Origin of the sequence: Pseudomonas sp. BS3782 TE3695, from assembly GCF_050435305.1 — a bacterium.
GTDB lineage: Bacteria > Pseudomonadota > Gammaproteobacteria > Pseudomonadales > Pseudomonadaceae > Aquipseudomonas.
The window spans coordinates 1,943,436-1,959,693 of the sequence record NZ_JBNDKB010000001.1 but is presented as its reverse complement, the minus strand read 5'-3'; the positions used below and the strand labels follow the sequence as shown (position 1 = coordinate 1,959,693).

General features: G+C 58.9%; 15 protein-coding genes. 7 read left to right on the top strand and 8 right to left on the bottom strand.

Features of this window, described 5'->3' with window-relative positions; all coding sequences use genetic code 11:
• Window positions 1-5 precede the first annotated feature (5 nt).
• The 4 genes from lepB to lptF form a co-directional block, all read right to left on the bottom strand.
• Entirely contained in the window at window positions 6-860 is an 855-nt protein-coding gene (lepB, locus tag ABH909_RS08950; RefSeq protein WP_429432325.1) for a signal peptidase I, read from the bottom strand.
• 5 nt (window positions 861-865) lie between these two features.
• Window positions 866-2,665: a translation elongation factor 4 gene (gene lepA / locus ABH909_RS08945; RefSeq protein ID WP_123494427.1), complete on the bottom strand. Its 1,800-nt coding sequence runs from the start codon at window positions 2,663-2,665 to the stop codon at window positions 866-868.
• 171 nt (window positions 2,666-2,836) lie between these two features.
• Window positions 2,837-3,898: an LPS export ABC transporter permease LptG gene (gene lptG / locus ABH909_RS08940; RefSeq protein WP_063341463.1), complete on the bottom strand. Its 1,062-nt coding sequence runs from the start codon at window positions 3,896-3,898 to the stop codon at window positions 2,837-2,839.
• Window positions 3,891-5,009 (bottom strand): LPS export ABC transporter permease LptF, encoded by a 1,119-nt coding sequence (gene lptF, locus ABH909_RS08935; protein ID WP_429432323.1) that lies wholly within the window; start codon window positions 5,007-5,009, stop codon window positions 3,891-3,893. The genes lptG and lptF overlap by 8 nt, the downstream gene beginning before the upstream one ends.
• Window positions 5,010-5,304: 295 nt before the next feature.
• On the opposite strand from lptF, the gene ABH909_RS08930 reads away from it, so the two are divergent.
• The 5 genes from ABH909_RS08930 to rlmF all read left to right on the top strand — a co-directional run bounded on the left by ABH909_RS08930 (window position 5,305) and on the right by rlmF (window position 11,945).
• A complete protein-coding gene (locus ABH909_RS08930; protein WP_429432320.1) occupies window positions 5,305-6,795 on the top strand; it encodes a leucyl aminopeptidase in 1,491 nt (496 codons plus the stop codon).
• 60 nt (window positions 6,796-6,855) lie between these two features.
• A complete protein-coding gene (locus ABH909_RS08925; protein WP_008072051.1) occupies window positions 6,856-7,284 on the top strand; it encodes a DNA polymerase III subunit chi in 429 nt (142 codons plus the stop codon).
• Between the two features lie 8 nt (window positions 7,285-7,292).
• Window positions 7,293-7,694 carry a DNA polymerase III subunit chi gene (locus tag ABH909_RS08920; protein WP_429432317.1) on the top strand — a complete coding sequence of 134 codons (402 nt, stop codon included), beginning with the start codon at window positions 7,293-7,295 and terminating at the stop codon, window positions 7,692-7,694.
• Between the two features lie 139 nt (window positions 7,695-7,833).
• Entirely contained in the window at window positions 7,834-10,680 is a 2,847-nt protein-coding gene (locus ABH909_RS08915; RefSeq protein WP_429432314.1) for a valine--tRNA ligase, read from the top strand.
• A gap of 242 nt (window positions 10,681-10,922) precedes the next feature.
• On the top strand, window positions 10,923-11,945 hold the full coding sequence (gene rlmF / locus ABH909_RS08910) for a 23S rRNA (adenine(1618)-N(6))-methyltransferase RlmF (protein WP_192345524.1): 1,023 nt from the start codon (window positions 10,923-10,925) through the stop codon (window positions 11,943-11,945).
• A gap of 208 nt (window positions 11,946-12,153) precedes the next feature.
• Here the strand turns inward: rlmF and ABH909_RS08905 are convergent, their stop codons facing one another.
• Window positions 12,154-12,435 (bottom strand): HU family DNA-binding protein, encoded by a 282-nt coding sequence (locus tag ABH909_RS08905; protein ID WP_007905514.1) that lies wholly within the window; start codon window positions 12,433-12,435, stop codon window positions 12,154-12,156.
• Window positions 12,436-12,932: 497 nt separating this feature from the next.
• Between ABH909_RS08905 and yejK the strand changes: the two genes are divergently transcribed.
• Window positions 12,933-13,937 carry a nucleoid-associated protein YejK gene (yejK, locus tag ABH909_RS08900; protein WP_007905511.1) on the top strand — a complete coding sequence of 335 codons (1,005 nt, stop codon included), beginning with the start codon at window positions 12,933-12,935 and terminating at the stop codon, window positions 13,935-13,937.
• A complete protein-coding gene (locus ABH909_RS08895; protein ID WP_429432310.1) occupies window positions 13,937-14,287 on the top strand; it encodes a glutaredoxin family protein in 351 nt (116 codons plus the stop codon). The genes yejK and ABH909_RS08895 overlap by 1 nt, the downstream gene beginning before the upstream one ends.
• Window positions 14,288-14,410: 123 nt before the next feature.
• Here the strand turns inward: ABH909_RS08895 and ABH909_RS08890 are convergent, their stop codons facing one another.
• The 3 genes from ABH909_RS08890 to ABH909_RS08880 form a co-directional block, all read right to left on the bottom strand.
• Entirely contained in the window at window positions 14,411-15,346 is a 936-nt protein-coding gene (locus ABH909_RS08890) for a glutathione S-transferase family protein (RefSeq protein ID WP_429432307.1), read from the bottom strand.
• Window positions 15,347-15,434: 88 nt separating this feature from the next.
• Complete coding sequence (locus ABH909_RS08885) at window positions 15,435-15,746, bottom strand: GIY-YIG nuclease family protein (protein ID WP_429439797.1); 312 nt, start codon at window positions 15,744-15,746, stop codon at window positions 15,435-15,437.
• Between the two features lie 39 nt (window positions 15,747-15,785).
• The gene (locus tag ABH909_RS08880) at window positions 15,786-16,256 is read right to left on the bottom strand and encodes a nuclear transport factor 2 family protein (protein ID WP_429432304.1); all 471 of its coding nucleotides are present in this window, start codon (window positions 16,254-16,256) and stop codon (window positions 15,786-15,788) included.
• Between the last annotated feature and the right edge of the window lie 2 nt (window positions 16,257-16,258).

The following is a 16,258-nucleotide window of genomic DNA, read 5'->3' as shown; positions in this document are numbered from 1 at the left end:
TGTGATTACTTGATCAGGCCAACCCGCGAGAAATTCGGCAGGTGACTGAGTTTGGGTTCCGGCCAGCTCATCCAGACTGCAAAGGCCTTGCCGACAATATTCTTGTCGGGAACCATGCCCAGCAGATTCTTGGGAATACTCGGATCATCCCAGTAGCGACTGTCGTTCGAGTTGTCGCGGTTGTCGCCCATCATGAAGTAGTGCCCGGCAGGCACGGTCCACGAACGATCCGGCGCTGCGCGGTAGCGGCTCATTTCCTTGCGGATAAGGTGCTCGGCGATGCCGAGTTTTTCCTTGTAGAGCTCAGCGCTGCCCAACGTGCCCGGCTCGGAGCCGACCAATTGTTCGGCAATCGACTCACCGTTGACGAACAAACGCTTGTCGGCTGTGTAGCGAATCTGGTCACCCGGCAGGCCCACCACTCGCTTGATGTAATTGACGTTCGGGTCGCTCGGGTAGCGGAACACCATCACATCGCCGCGTTGCGGATCACCGACTTCGATGACTTTCTTGTCGATCACCGGCAGGCGGATCCCGTAAGAAAACTTGTTCACCAGAATGAAGTCGCCGACGTCCAGGGTCGGTTTCATCGAACCGGAAGGAATCTGGAACGGCTCCACCAGGAACGAACGCAGCACCAGTACGATGAACAACACCGGGAAGAACGACTTGCCGTATTCGACCAGCAGCGGCTCTTTGTTCAGTTTCTCGATCACCACCATGTCAGCCTGGCTGACGCTACCCTGATAAGAGTTAATGGCAGCCCGACGCCGTGGCGCCAGGAACAGCAGATCGAGCAACGCCAACAGGCCGCAGACGAACACGGCGATGACCAGCAACAGCGGGAAATTTAGTGACATAGGACCTAACTATCCAACCTGAGCACGGCAAGGAAGGCTTCCTGTGGAATTTCCACGTTACCGACCTGCTTCATGCGTTTTTTACCGGCCTTTTGCTTTTCCAGCAGCTTTTTCTTACGGCTGACGTCACCACCGTAGCATTTGGCCAATACGTTCTTTCTGAGCGCCTTGACGGTTGTCCGCGCCACAATCTGCCCGCCAATGGCGGCCTGGATTGCCACGTCGAACATCTGCCGTGGAATCAGTTCTTTCATCTTCTCGGTCAACTGGCGACCTTTGTAGTGCGCGTTGTCACGGTGCACGATCAACGCCAGGGCGTCGACCTTGTCGCCGTTGATCAGCACATCCAGTTTCACCAGACTAGCCGATTGGTAACGATCGAAATGGTAATCCAGCGAAGCATAGCCGCGGCTGGTGGATTTCAGACGGTCGAAGAAGTCCAGGACCACTTCGTTCATCGGCAGGTCGTAAGTCACTTGTACCTGAGTGCCGAGGAACAACATGTCGACCTGCACACCGCGTTTTTCGATGCACAGGGTAATGACGTTGCCCAGGTGCTCTTGCGGTACAAGAATGTTGGCCCGCACGATCGGCTCACGCATGTCTTCGATCGACGACAGGTCCGGCAGTTTCGACGGGTTATCGACGTAGATCGTCTCACCGGTCTTGAGCAGCAGCTCGAAGATTACCGTCGGCGCGGTGGTGATCAGGTCCAGGTCATACTCGCGCTCCAGGCGCTCCTGGATGATTTCCATGTGCAGCATGCCGAGGAACCCGCAACGGAAGCCGAAGCCCAGCGCGTCGGAGCTTTCCGGGGTGTATTGCAGGGACGAATCGTTGAGCGTGAGCTTTTGCAGCGCTTCACGGAAATCTTCGAAATCGTCGGAGCTGACCGGGAACAGACCGGCATACACCTGCGGCTGAATGCGTTTGAAGCCTGGCAGCACGTCAACGTCTGGCGTGGAGCTCAAGGTCAGGGTGTCACCGACCGGCGCACCGTGAATGTCCTTGATGCCGGCAATGATGAAACCTACTTCGCCGGCCTTCAGGTCAACGGTGGCGGTGTGTTTCGGGTTGAAGACGCCGACGCTGTCCACCAGGTGAATCTTGCCGGTGGACTTGACGAGGATCTTGTCGCCCTTCTTCACACGACCGTGACGCACGCGCACCAGGGAAACAACGCCCAGGTAATTGTCGAACCAGGAGTCGATGATCAACGCTTGCAGCGGATCTTCGTAGTTGCCGGTCGGCGCAGGAATCGTGGTTACCAGGCGTTCGAGCACTTCATCGACGCCCAGACCGGTCTTGGCAGAGCACTCGACCGCGTCAGTGGCATCGATGCCGATGATTTTTTCGATTTCTTCTTTGACGCGGTCCGGATCAGCCTGAGGCAGGTCGATCTTGTTCAGGACCGGCATGACTTCCAGGCCCTGCTCGATTGCCGTGTAGCAGTTGGCAACCGACTGCGCTTCAACGCCCTGACCGGCATCGACCACCAGCAATGCACCTTCGCAGGCCGCCAGCGAGCGGCTGACTTCGTAGGTGAAGTCAACATGGCCGGGGGTGTCAATGAAGTTCAGCTGGTACTTGATGCCATCGCGGGCGGTGTAATAAAGGGTGACGCTGTGGGCCTTGATGGTGATCCCGCGTTCACGCTCCAGGTCCATGGAGTCCAGCACCTGGGCTTCCATTTCGCGCTCGGCAAGGCCGCCGCACATCTGGATGAAGCGATCGGCCAGCGTCGACTTGCCATGGTCAATGTGGGCGATGATGGAGAAATTGCGGATATGACTCAAATCACTCACGGATCAACACTCAAAAAGGCTGCAGGCATAGCCCGCCGAAAAATAGCCGGGAATTGTACCTGATCCTCGGCGCAAGCGTCACGTTCGCAGGTCAGACGGAGGATACAAAAACGCCCCGGTCTTGCGACAGGGGCGTTTCGAGTGACCATCAAGGCCAAGAGAAACCCTTGATCAACCGGCCCGGCGCAACAACCAGACCCCGGCCAGGGCACAGACTCCGGCCGGTACCAGCACCGCAAACAACGGAGAGAAACCGAATACCAGGCTCGAAGGGCCGAGCAAATCCTGGACAATGCGGAAGGTGAAGCCCACCAACACACCGGTAAAGACCCGCTGACCGAGGGTCACCGAACGCAGCGGGCCGAAGATGAAGGAAATCGCCATCAGCACCAATGCCGCGGTCACCAGCGGCTGCAACACCTTGACCCAAAATGCCAGCCAGTACCGACCGTTGCTCAGGCCCTGATCAGCCAGGTAGTGGATGTAACTCCACAGACCGGTGATCGACAGTGATTCCGGCGCCATCACCACCGTGCTCAGCAATTGCGGGCTCAGCGCGACCTCCCAACGCTCCACCGGAGTCGTCACCACTTCGGTGTTCTTTTCATGGAACAACGTGGTCGTGACGTCGCTCAACTGCCAGTGATCCGTGTCGAATTCCGCACGCTTGGCGAAGCTCGAAGACAGGATATGGCGTTGATCATCGAAGCGATAACGGGTCACGCCGTACAGCAGACCATTGGGTTGCACGGAGTTGACGTGAATGAACTCGTCACCCTGACGGTGCCACAGACCGTGCTTGGCGCTTTGCGCATCGCCACTGCCCTGGGCCAGCGAACGATTGGCTTGAGCGGTGACTTCTGTTGCCGGCGCGACGTATTCACCGATCACCAGCCCCACCACCATCAAAAGCAGCATCGGCTTCATGACAGCCCAGACGATCCGCCCGAGCGACACACCCGCAGCGCGCATGATGGTCAGTTCGCTGTGGCTGGCCAGGCTGCCGAGGCCGATCAGGCAACCGATCAGCGCCGCCATCGGCAACATGTCGTACAGACGGCGCGGCGCCGTCAGCAGCACATAGCTCAGGACATCCGCCAGGGTGTAGGTATCGCTAACGTCGCCCATCTCATCGATGAAGGCAAACAACGTTGCCAGCCCCAGAATGATCCCCAGTACCGCCAGGATCGCCATGAACACGCTGCTACCAATGTAGCGATCGAGCTTATCCATGGGCCACCTCCAGCGCACTGCGGCGACTCGCCATCTTCAAGCGCAACGGCTCCCAATACAGCAAGCCCAGGCCGATGGCCAGGAAAATCGCATGCACCCACCACAAGCCCAACGCCGCCGGAATCTTGCCCTTTTCGAGGGCGCCGCGAGCGGCAATCAGGATGGTCAGGTAAGCCATATAAAGAAGAATCGCCGGCAGCAGCTTGAGGAAACGGCCCTGACGCGGATTGACCCGCGACAGCGGCACCGCCATCAAGGTCACGATGAAGACCAGCAACGGCAGCGACAGACGCCATTGCAGTTCGGTGCGTGAGCGGATGTCGTCACTGCCCAACAGGGAGCGGGTGGTCATCGCATCGCGGTCGGTGACTTCGTCGCTGACGTCCGGCTTGGGCAGCAACACACCGTACTCATCGTATTTGATGGCGCGGTAATCGGCCTGACCCGGATTGCCGTCATAGCGATAACCGTTGTCGAGAATCAGATACCGATTGCCGTCGGGGCGAATTTCCTGACGGCCCTTCTCGGCCACCAATACGGAAATCCCGCGGTCCTTTTTGTCGGAACTCACATTCTTTTGCGAAATGAACACGCCGCCCAGATTGACACGATCATCCGACAATTGCTCGGTGTAGGTGACCCGGGTACCGTCGCGCAAAGCCTGGAAGCGGCCGGGCTCAAGGGTATCGAATTCCGTCAGTGCGTCCTGTTTGTTCAACAGCAGCTGGAACTGATTGGCACCTTGTGGAGCCAGGCTCAGGCTCAGCCAGGCCACCACCAGCGCAACCAGCGTGGCCGGAAACAGGGTGATGCGAAACAGTCGCTGCTGGCTCATGCCGGTGGCCGACAGCACGGTCATTTCGCTGTCGAGGTACAGACGACCGTAGGCCAGCAGAATGCCGAGAAACAGTCCCAAAGGCAGGATCAACTGCAGGAAACCCGGCAGACGAAAACCCATGATCAGAAACAGCGACCCCGGATCCAGGGCGCCAGAAGCCGCCTGGGCGAGGTATTTGATGAAGCGTCCGCTCATGATGATGACCAGCAGCACGGCGCTGACGGCGCTCAAGGTCAACAGGACTTCGCGGGAAAGATAACGGAAGACAATCAAACCAGACACTCCAGGGTTGTCAGGCTAAGCGGCCAAACAAACAAACGTATCGGTCGGCCCGCAGGGCAGAGCCGCCGAAAAAGATGGCGCATTATCCTGTGATTGGGTGCGCCTGTCACTGCGCACGCTCAAGCAGACGCCTGAAGCACCGAAGTTCGCACGACCGAGGGTTGTCAGGCGCCGGTAGCGAGGTTCAAACTGCCGCCTTTGTCGCTGGCACTGCACCGGCGTCCTTCTATTTATAAGCAAGCCTCTGCGCGTCGCGCACTTTGACCATTAATTCAGGGACCCAGACATGGAACTGGTTGTAAAAAGCGTTAGCCCGGAAACGTTGAAGACCGCCACGTTGGTGGTCGCCGTCGGCGAAGGCCGCAAACTCGGCGCCGTTGCCAAACAACTCGACGAGCTGAGCGGTGGCACTATCAGTGCCGTGCTCAAACGCGGCGACCTGGCCGGCAAAGTCGGCCAGAGCCTGTTGCTGCACAGCCTGCCTAACCTCAAGGCCGAGCGCGTGTTGCTGGTGGGCGTGGGCAAGGATGAAGAACTGGGCGATCGCCCGTTCCGCAAAATCATCGCCGGCATCCTCAACACCCTTAAGAGCCTGGGCGGCAGCGATGCAGTGCTGGCCCTGGACGAAGTCGTGGTCAAAGGCCGCGACAGCTATGGCAAGACCCGCTTGCTGGCCGAGACCCTGGTAGATGGCCAGTACACCTTCGACCAGTTCAAGAGCCAGAAAGCCGACCCGCTCACCCTGAAGAAAATCACCCTGGTGACCATCAAAGCCGCACAGGCTGAAGTCGAACGCGCCGCTGCCCACGCCACCGCGATCGCCAATGGCATGGCCTTCACCCGTAACCTGGGCAACCTGCCACCAAACATCTGCCACCCGACATTCCTGGGCGAGCAAGCCAAGAATCTGGGCAAAGAATTCAAGAGCCTGAAAGTCGAAGTCCTCGATGAGAAGAAGATCAAGGACCTGGGCATGGGCTCGTTCTACGCCGTCGGCCAGGGTAGCGCCCAGCCGCCGCGCCTGATCGTCATGCAATACAACGGCGGCAAGAAATCCGAGAAGCCGTACGCACTGGTCGGTAAAGGCATCACCTTCGACACCGGCGGCATCAGCCTCAAGCCGGGCGCCGGCATGGATGAAATGAAGTACGACATGGGCGGCGCCGCCAGCGTGTTCGGTACCTTGCGTGCCGTGCTTGAGCTGAAACTGCCGATCAACCTGGTGTGCATCCTGGCTTGCGCCGAGAACATGCCGAGCGGCAACGCTTCGCGTCCGGGCGACATCGTCACCACCATGAGCGGCCAGACCGTGGAAATTCTCAACACCGACGCCGAAGGCCGTCTGGTGCTGTGCGATGCCCTGACCTACTCCGAACGCTTCAAGCCGCAAGCGGTGATCGACATCGCCACTCTTACCGGCGCGTGTGTCGTTGCACTGGGTTCCCACACCTCGGGCCTGCTGGGCAACAACGACGAGCTGATCGGCCAACTGCTGAGCGCCGGCCAATCCGCCGACGACCGCGCCTGGCAACTGCCGCTGTTCGATGAATATCAAGAGCAGCTGGATAGCCCGTTCGCCGACATCGCCAACATTGGCGGCCCGAAAGCCGGCACCATCACCGCTGCCTGCTTCCTGTCGCGCTTCACCAAGAACCTGAACTGGGCGCACCTGGATATCGCCGGCACGGCCTGGACCAGCGGCGGCAAGGACAAGGGCGCCACTGGCCGTCCGGTGCCCCTGCTGACCCAATACCTGCTGGACCGCGCCAACGCCTGAAACCGTTGACCCCGAGCGGTGCCACTGACCAGTGGCGCCGCCCGAGGCTCAGGAACCGCAATGACCAAAGTCGACTTCTATATCCTGCCCAGCGCCGATCCTTCGGCACGGCTGGATTTCGCCTGCAAGCTCACCGAAAAAGCCTGGCGCATGGGCCACCGCATTTACCTGCACTGCAGCGATGCCGCCCAGCGTGATGACCTCGATGCGCGGTTGTGGGCTTTCAAGGGCGAGAGCTTCGTGCCCCACGGTCCCGCCGAAAGCGAGCCGGAGGGTTTGATTGTCCTGGGTCTTGGTGATGACTGCGGTCAGCATCAGGATCTGCTGGTCAATCTCGACCTGAAAGTCCCGGTATTTGCCAAACAGTTCGCCCGCGTGGCGGAAGTGGTGGTGGAAGATCCGACGATTCGTTCGGCTGCGCGGGAGAGTTTCCGTTTCTACCGCGAACAGGGCTATCCTCTGCAAGATCACCGTTTACAGCGACTCTGAGCATTCCGATGGACACTCCAAAACCGCAGCAAAATTCCGCGCATCTGCTGGATGACCTCGAGTCGATCCGCCAATTGCTCGGCGATGACAACCTGCAACCGCCCTTGCTGACCGACACGGTCATTGAAGGTGATCAGGAACAGATCCCCATGCTGTTCGACACAGTCGGCAATGCGCCGCAACCGGTCGAAACGACACCGCCGCCCGCCCCGGCCGCGCAACCGTCGCCTGCCGCGAGCAAAGGCCCCGACGCCCTGCTGCACCTGGACAGCGAACTGCGCGCCGCCGCGCTATTGATCATGCAAGACGTGATCGACGACTTCGCCCCGCACATCGAAACCGAAATCAAACGCCGTCTTGATGCGCGGATGGAGCGGCTACTCGCCGCAGCTGTAAGCGGCAAGCTTTAAGCTGTAAGCAAAAGTCAAAGCAAAAGTCAAAGCAAAAGCCGGACTCCCTCTTGCAGCTTGTGGCTTGTAGCCTGTAGCTGCCCCCCCCGCTATACTTGCCGGCTTTTCCTGATTAAATGCCAATAGGGTCCCGCCGCGCATGGATAAGACCTACCAGCCGCACGCCATTGAAACTTCCTGGTACAACACCTGGGAGTCTGAGAATTACTTCGCCCCGCAAGGCGCGGGCGAGTCCTACACCATCATGATCCCGCCGCCGAACGTCACCGGCAGCCTGCACATGGGTCACGGTTTCAACAACGCGATCATGGACGCCCTGATCCGTTTCCGCCGCATGCAGGGTCGCAACACCCTGTGGCAACCGGGTACCGACCACGCCGGTATCGCCACGCAAATGCTGGTGGAGCGTCAACTCGAAGCCCAAGGCCAGAATCGCCACGATCTGGGCCGTGAAAAATTCCTCGAGAAAGTCTGGGAGTGGAAGGACCAGTCCGGCGGCAACATCAGCCGTCAGATCCGCCGCCTCGGCTCGTCCGTGGACTGGAGCCGTGAACGCTTCACCATGGACGATGGTCTCTCGGAAGCGGTTAAGGAAGCGTTCGTGCGCCTGCACGAAGACGGCTTGATCTACCGCGGCAAGCGTCTGGTCAACTGGGACACCAAGCTGCACACGGCGATTTCCGACCTCGAAGTGGAAAACCACGACGAGAAAGGTTTCCTGTGGAACCTGAAGTACCCGCTGGCCGATGGCGCCAAAACCGCTGAAGGCAACGATTACCTGATCGTTGCGACCACGCGTCCGGAAACCATGCTCGGCGACGCCGCCGTGGCCGTTAACCCGAACGATGAACGCTACAAAGCCCTGATCGGCAAATTTGTCGAGCTGCCGCTGGTTGGCCGCCGCATCCCGATCATCGCCGACGATTACTGCGATCCAGAATTCGGCACCGGTTGCGTGAAAATCACCCCGGCCCACGATTTCAACGACTACGAAGTCGGCAAGCGCCACAACCTGCCGCTGCTGAACATCTTCGACAAAAACGCCAATGTTCTGCCCGCAGCCCAAGTGTTCAACCTGGACGGCACGCTGAACACCGAAGTCGACGGCAAGCTTCCGGCCGAATTCGCCGGCCTGGACCGTTTCGAAGCGCGCAAACAGATCGTGGCAGCATTCGAAGCCGCCGGCCTGCTGGTCAGCGTCGACGATCACGCCCTGAAAGTGCCGAAAGGCGACCGCTCCGGCACCATCATCGAGCCGTGGCTGACCGACCAGTGGTACGTGTCCACCAAGCCATTGGCCGAGCCGGCCATCGCTGCGGTTGAAGATGGCCGCATTCAGTTCGTGCCAAAACAATACGAAAACATGTACTTCTCGTGGATGCGCGACATCCAGGATTGGTGCATCAGCCGTCAGTTGTGGTGGGGCCATCGGATTCCGGCCTGGTACGACGAGTCGGGCAAGGTCTATGTCGGTCGCGACGAAGCCGAAGTACGCGCCAAGAACAACCTCGGCCCGGAGGTTGCGCTGCAACAGGACAACGACGTACTCGACACTTGGTTCAGCTCGGGCCTGTGGACTTTCTCCACGCTCGGCTGGCCGGAACAGACCGAATTCCTGAAGAAATTCCACTCCACCGACGTGCTGGTGACCGGTTTCGACATCATTTTCTTCTGGGTTGCCCGGATGATCATGCTCACCATGCACTTGGTGAAAAACGAAGACGGTACGCCGCAGGTTCCGTTCAAGACCGTTTATGTGCACGGTCTGGTGCGTGACGGGCAGGGCCAGAAGATGTCCAAGTCCAAGGGCAACGTCCTTGACCCGCTGGACATCATCGACGGTATCGAGCTGGAAGAACTGGTGCAGAAACGTACCTCCGGCATGATGCAGCCGAAACTGGCGAAGAAGATCGAGAAGCAGACCCGCGACGAGTTCGCCGACGGTATCGCCAGCTATGGCACCGACGCCCTGCGCTTCACGTTCTGCTCGCTGGCATCGACCGGTCGCGACATCAAGTTCGACATGGGCCGCGTCGAAGGCTATCGCAACTTCTGCAACAAGATCTGGAACGCTGCGCGCTACGTGCTGGACAAGGGCGAAGACTGCGGCCAGAACGGCGAAGCCTACGAGCTGTCCCTGGCGGATCGCTGGATCATTTCGCAGTTGCAACGCACCGAAGCCGAAGTGACCCGTCAGCTCGATCAGTTCCGTTTCGACCTGGCCGCACAAGCCTTGTATGAGTTCATCTGGAACCAGTATTGCGACTGGTACCTGGAACTGTCCAAGCCTGTGCTGTGGGACGAAAATGCACCGGTCGAACGTCAGCGCGGCACCCGCCGCACGCTGGTTCGAGTGCTGGAAGTCGCGTTGCGTCTGGCGCACCCGTTCATGCCGTTCATCACCGAAGAAATCTGGCAGCGCGTCGCGCCGCTGGCCGGTATCGAAGGCAAGACGATCATGCTGCAACCTTGGCCAGTGGCCAACGAAGCACGTATTGATCAAGGCGCCGAAGACGACATCGAATGGCTCAAGGGCCTGATGCTCGGCACGCGTAACATCCGTGGCGAAATGAACATTGGTCCAGGCAAACCGTTGAAGCTGTTCCTGAAAAACGTCAGCGCCGAAGATCAGCGCCGCCTCACCGAAAACGAAGCACTGCTGAAGAAGCTGGCCCGTCTGGAATCAATCACCGTTTTGAAAGCCGGCGAAGAAGCACCGCTGTCCGCCACCGCTCTGGTTGGCGAGATGGAAGTGCTGGTGCCAATGGCCGGCCTGATCGACAAAGACGCCGAACTGGCTCGTCTGGACAAGGAAATCCTGCGTCTGCAGGGTGAAGTTCAGCGCGTCGGCGGCAAGCTGTCCAACGCCGGTTTCGTTGACAAGGCCCCTAGCGACGTCATCGAGAAGGAACGCGCCAAACTGGCTGAAGCCGAACAGGCTTTGGGCAAGTTGGCCGAGCAACATGCGCGGATTGCCAGTTTGTAACGGCAAGTCGCAATGAAAACGGGAGGCCCGCAACGGCCTCCCTTTTTTATGCCCGCCCCTTTCCCCATACACCGCCCCCCCTGTAGGAGCTGCCGAAGGCTGCGATCTTTTGACTTTGATTCTCAGAAACAAGATCAAAAGATCGCAGCCTTCGGCAGCTCCTACAGGGGGATATGCATCATCATGGAGCGAATGTGGGACAATACCCGCCACTTTTAGCCATACCCGAATCGACAACGCCCATGAACGCCCCCCGCACACCAAGACCTGCGCGCAAGAAGCCTGATTCCACCACTCCGGCCAAAGCCGTGGAACCCCGTGAGAAGGCTAGCCTGCACCCGCGCAATCGCCATCAGGGTCGTTACGACTTCCCGGCGCTGATCAAAACCACGCCGGAGCTGGCGAAGTTCGTGATCATCAATCCGTATGGCAAGGAAAGTATCGACTTCGCCAGCCCGGACGCGGTTCGGGTGTTCAACCGGGCGCTGCTCAAGTCCTTCTACGGCATCGCCCATTGGGACATCCCGGCCGATTACCTGTGCCCACCGGTGCCGGGCCGTGCTGACTACGTGCACTTCCTGGCTGACCTGCTGGCCAGCGTCAACGACGGCGAAATCCCTCGGGGCGCGCCGGTCAAGGTGCTCGATATCGGCATGGGCGCCAACTGCGTCTATCCGCTGATCGGCTACAGCGACTATCGCTGGCACTTCCTCGGCTCGGAAATCGACCCGACGGCCGTGGCCGCCGCCAAAGCCATCGTGCAATCCAACGGGCTGAACAAAGCCATCCAGCTGCGCCAGCAAAGCAATCCCAAGCACATTCTGTTGGGCCTGCTTGAACCCGGCGAACGCTTCGACCTGACCATGTGCAACCCACCGTTCCATGCCTCGATGGATGAGGCAACCAAGGGCAGCGAGCGTAAATGGCGCGCCTTGGGCCGCGCCGACCCGAAACGCAAACTGCCGGTGCTAAACTTTGGTGGTCAATCGGCCGAACTGTGGTGTGAAGGCGGCGAAGCACGCTTTGTGACGCAACTGATCGCCGAGAGTGCGCATTTTCAACACAAAGTGCTTTGGTTCAGCACCCTGGTCTCGAAAGCCTCGAACCTGCCTGCGATCCAGACGGCACTGAAAAAGGCTGGTGTATTGGAAAGCCAGGTCGTGGAGATGTCCCAAGGGCAGAAGCAAAGCCGCTTCGTCGCCTGGACGTTCCAGACTAAAAGCGAGCAGCAGGTCTGGCGTGAACGCTGGGCGCGTAAAAGCTGATTAATGACCGACGTAGATCAAAATGTGGGAGCGGGCTTGCTCGCGAAAGGGCCATAACATTCAGCACCAATATTGAATGTAAGACCGCTTTCGCGAGCAAGCCCGCTCCCACAATGGGTTTAGCGGTGTATGCGGGAGTACCGCCAAATCGCAGACACAAAAAAACCGTGCCCGGATTGCTCCGGAGCACGGTTTTTTCTAACAAGTCTTACTTGTTAACAGCGTCGGTCAGGCCTTTGGCCACAACCAGCTTGATAACTTTCTTGGCAGCGATTTCGATGGCAGCGCCAGTCGAAGGGTTGCGGCCGGTACGGGCAGGACGCTCAGTCACTTTCAGCTTGCCGATACCTGGCAGGGTGATTTCGCCGCCGTTTTCCAGCTGATCAGCAACGATTTGGCCCAGTTGGTCCAGAGCGTTACGCGCGGTGGTTTTTGGCGCGTCGATAGCTTCAGCGATGTCGGCGATCAGTTGGTCTTTAGTAAGAGCCATTGTAGTGTTCCTTCCCTATCAAATTCATATGGATTGCAGAGTGCAGTGTCAGCCATCGAGCCCGATCTTCTGGATCTGGCACCCTCGGCATAACCTCGACGAGTCGGGGTTATAGATGCCGAAATCAGGGTTTGGTTCGACCTGACAAATGCTGAATGCACGCTTAACGCAGTGACTTCGCGTAAGACCGGGCAAAACTAGCACAGAGACGGGGAAATATCCGCCTCTAGCTACCCATTTGGTCAGCTTTATTGCTCTAAATCGGTAAAAAACTGCATAAGGGCCACGAATTACCCCATCTCCCCTCGTAGGAGCTGCCAAAGGCTGCGATCTTTTGACTTTGATTTTCAAAAACAGGATCAAAAGATCGCAGCCTTCGGCAGCGCCTACGGGCGGCGCGCTATGGCATGGTTACAACGCCAAAACCAGAGATTGCGGTACACTTAGCGCTTTTTCGGGGGAGCACGCCCTCCTCTCTTCAATCAGCCGAGAAGCCCATGCCGATCCGTCATTGCATCGTCCACCTGATCGACAAAAAACCCGACGGCACACCTGCAGTTCTTCATGCCCGCGATTCCGAACTGGCCGAGTCCAGCGCCATCGAGTACATGCTTGCCGACCTCAACGAGAGCTACAACGCCAAACAAGGCAAGGCCTGGGGTTTCTTCCATGCCGAGTCCGGGGCGCATCCGTTCAGCGGCTGGCTGAAGGAATACCTCGACGGCGGCAAGGACTTCACAGCCTTCAGCCGGGTGGCAGTGGAACATCTGCAAAAGCTGATGGAAGAGTCGAACCTCTCTGTGGGCGGCCACGTGCTGTTTGCGCATTACCAGCAGGGCATGACCGATTACCTCGCCATCGCCCTGCTGCACCACAGTGAAGGCGTGGCTGTGACCGATCAACTGGACGTGACACCTTCGCGACACCTGGACCTTGGCCAGTTGCACCTGGCGGCGCGGATCAACGTCTCTGAGTGGCAGAACAACAAGCAGTCCAAGCAGTACATCTCGTTCATCAAAGGCAAGAACGGCAAAAAGGTGTCGGAGTACTTCCGCGACTTCATCGGTTGTCAGGAAGGCGTCGACGGTCCCGGCGAAACCCGCACCCTGCTCAAGGCTTTCAGTGACTTCGTCGAAAGCGAAGACCTGCCGGAAGAGTCTGCGCGCGAGAAGACCAAGACCCTGGTGGATTACGCCAGCAGCCAGGCAAAAATGGGCGAGCCCATGGGCCTGGAAGAACTGTCCGGGCTGATCGACGAAGAGCGCCCGAAAGCGTTCTACGATCACATCCGCAACAAAGACTACGGCCTGTCGCCCGAGATCCCTGCCGATAAGCGCACCCTGAACCAGTTCCGCCGCTTCACTGGCCGCGCCGAGGGCTTGTCTATCAGCTTCGAAGCGCACTTGCTGGGCTCGAAGATCGAATACGACGAAGAAGCCGGTACGCTGATCATCAAAGGCCTGCCGACCCAATTGACCGATCAGCTCAAGCGACGCAACTGATGCTCGGCGGCGTATTGAAGAAATGCCTGCTGATCTTGCTGGTGGTCGTGGTTTACCAGAATTGGGGCAAGATCGAGCGGGTTTTCCATCCCTCACAAGTGGTGTCCGCGCAGACCCAGGCCAAGGCCAACGTCGTGTTCTACACCACTGAATGGTGTGGCTACTGCAAGCTGACCCGACGCTTTCTCGACCAGAAGGGCATCCCGTACAAGGAGTTCGATATCGAGAAAGATGCCTTGGCGCGTAAAGCCTACGAGGCGCTCGGAGGACGCGGAATTCCGCTGATCGATGTGAATGGCACGTTGATTCGCGGGTATGACCCCGACAAGGTTCTTGCGGCGCTGGAATAACCTTTAAGATCAAAAGATCGCAGCCTTCGGCAGCTCCTACAGGGTGTACGCCATCCCAATGTAGGAACTGCCGAAGGCTGCGATCTTGGCGGTTTCCCTATCGCCAAAGCATGTCAGAGAATATCAGCGCGCTTCGATTCGAAACCCAAACCGCGGAAAGTGCACATGCACCACGCCGGCCCGCTCATCTTCGCGACGTAAAATCAATTCTTCGCTACCCGCAAACAGCAACTCTCCCGCCACCGAATCAACGCCGTAATCGGTCGCAGCGATCACCACTTGCTGGCCAACCTCGAACCCATTCGGCTCATCGAACTGCTCATCCGGCAACGCCGCCGGTGTGGCGTTACGCGCGACTTCAAGCGCTTCCTCGGAAGTCATCTCGCTGAACGCGCCATGACCAAAGCCCATCACACGACCAAACCACGCCGACACAGCCGGATAAGCATCCACCAACGGTGACGTCACGTGCGTCGCCTTGAGAAACCACAACGGATGAGCCAGGGCAAAGTCGGCAATCGATGGCTCGCCAAACAGGAAATCGCCCTGTTCGCGCTGAAGCTGCTGCTCCAGACGCGCCATGATCGTTGGCCACTGATGCCGGGCCTGCTCAGCCGACAACCGTGTGGCGCTGCCACCGCTGAACAGGCCGGCGCGATCGGCCAGGAAGGCCTTGATCGCTTCAGGTGACAATTTACCGAAGCGCACCGCTACCGACTCCGGCTGGAACACCAGGCTGACCGCATGCTGGAACACCACCGAATCGGCCCACGCCGCGAAGGTCGCGGTGATCATTTCCTGGCCTTCCGGGAAGAATGCCGGCAAGGCTTTTTCCTGCTCCAGACGACGCGCCATCAGCGCCGTGTCGCAATAGACATCAGCGCCAATCTGCAACACTGGCGTCTTGCGATAGCCGCCGGTCAGCGCCGTCAGATCGGGTTTCGGCATCACTGGCGAGATGTTCACCGAACGCCAGGACAGCCCCTTGAAGCCCAGCAGCAAGCGGGCCTTTTCGGCGAAAGGGGACGTCGGGTAGTGATGAAGAATCAACTCGGACATGCTCGGCTCCGCCGCTCGGATAAGGAACCCGCAGCTTAGCGCGCAATCCACAAGCAGCCTACCCATCTGCCTGATGGACGCTTATCAGTCAGATTGATAAGCCCGCAGCCGCGCTCGCCACCAGACATTCCTTGGCACTTTTCTTGAGTTTTTTAATCAATCGTTCCTGGCGCAGTGCTTCGCTTTTGTCGCGGCAGGCTTCGGTGTACACCAGCGCGACGGCCGGGCTCGACAGAAAGAAGCGCGCGCCTTTGCCACGTTGGTGAGTGGCGAAGCGGCGGACGGGATCGTCGCTGATCCCACAGTAGAGCGAACCATTGGCCGCGCGAACGAGGTAGACGAACCAGGGTTTGCTAACCGGTGTATCGGCATCGACGGGGATTTCGCTGAGGGTGGTCACGTCACGATCAAGGTTTGTAGGAAACAAGCCGCGATCTTATCAGCGACTGGCCTGGAATGCCTTTAGCCCCTTCAAGGCCTGGGCACGAACGGCGTTTTTCACCACTGGCGTCCAGCCCAACAACAGCCCTTTGAAACCCAGCGCCTGACGCGACCAACGCCACAGATCAAAGCGGTCGTGATGCTCGCAGATCTTGCCATCGCGAAACACGAAACGCGCCTGGATGTCGTTGACCACGGTATTGCCGGTCTGGCTGAACAGGTAGGTCGCCACCCAATGGGCACTGCCGGTGCGTTCATCGCTGCGCACGTTATCGAAGGTCAGGGAGAAATCCTTGGCCCGAGTGGTGAGCATGCGCCACATGTCGCCGGCGTCGCGCCCGCGCAGTTCGCCGAATGCCGGGTCACTGAACACCACGTCGTCGGTGTAGCAGGCGCTCATGGCCTCGGCATCGAGCCGCTGGAAGGCTTGGTAGAACCGGGTGATCAGGGCGTTGTGGGCATCACTCATGG

Bases quoted from the DNA above. Each gene is read 5' to 3' on its own strand.
- lepB (WP_429432325.1), bottom strand. From the start codon at position 860: ATGTCACTAAATTTCCCGCTGTTGCTGGTCATCGCCGTGTTCGTCTGC.
- lptG (WP_063341463.1), bottom strand. From the start codon at position 3,898: ATGGATAAGCTCGATCGCTACATTGGTAGCAGCGTGTTCATGGCGATC.
- ABH909_RS08930 (WP_429432320.1), top strand. From the start codon at position 5,305: ATGGAACTGGTTGTAAAAAGCGTTAGCCCGGAAACGTTGAAGACCGCC.
- ABH909_RS08925 (WP_008072051.1), top strand. From the start codon at position 6,856: ATGACCAAAGTCGACTTCTATATCCTGCCCAGCGCCGATCCTTCGGCA.
- ABH909_RS08920 (WP_429432317.1), top strand. From the start codon at position 7,293: ATGGACACTCCAAAACCGCAGCAAAATTCCGCGCATCTGCTGGATGAC.
- ABH909_RS08915 (WP_429432314.1), top strand. From the start codon at position 7,834: ATGGATAAGACCTACCAGCCGCACGCCATTGAAACTTCCTGGTACAAC.
- rlmF (WP_192345524.1), top strand. From the start codon at position 10,923: ATGAACGCCCCCCGCACACCAAGACCTGCGCGCAAGAAGCCTGATTCC.
- ABH909_RS08905 (WP_007905514.1), bottom strand. From the start codon at position 12,435: ATGGCTCTTACTAAAGACCAACTGATCGCCGACATCGCTGAAGCTATC.
- yejK (WP_007905511.1), top strand. From the start codon at position 12,933: ATGCCGATCCGTCATTGCATCGTCCACCTGATCGACAAAAAACCCGAC.
- ABH909_RS08895 (WP_429432310.1), top strand. From the start codon at position 13,937: ATGCTCGGCGGCGTATTGAAGAAATGCCTGCTGATCTTGCTGGTGGTC.
- ABH909_RS08890 (WP_429432307.1), bottom strand. From the start codon at position 15,346: ATGTCCGAGTTGATTCTTCATCACTACCCGACGTCCCCTTTCGCCGAA.
- ABH909_RS08880 (WP_429432304.1), bottom strand. From the start codon at position 16,256: ATGAGTGATGCCCACAACGCCCTGATCACCCGGTTCTACCAAGCCTTC.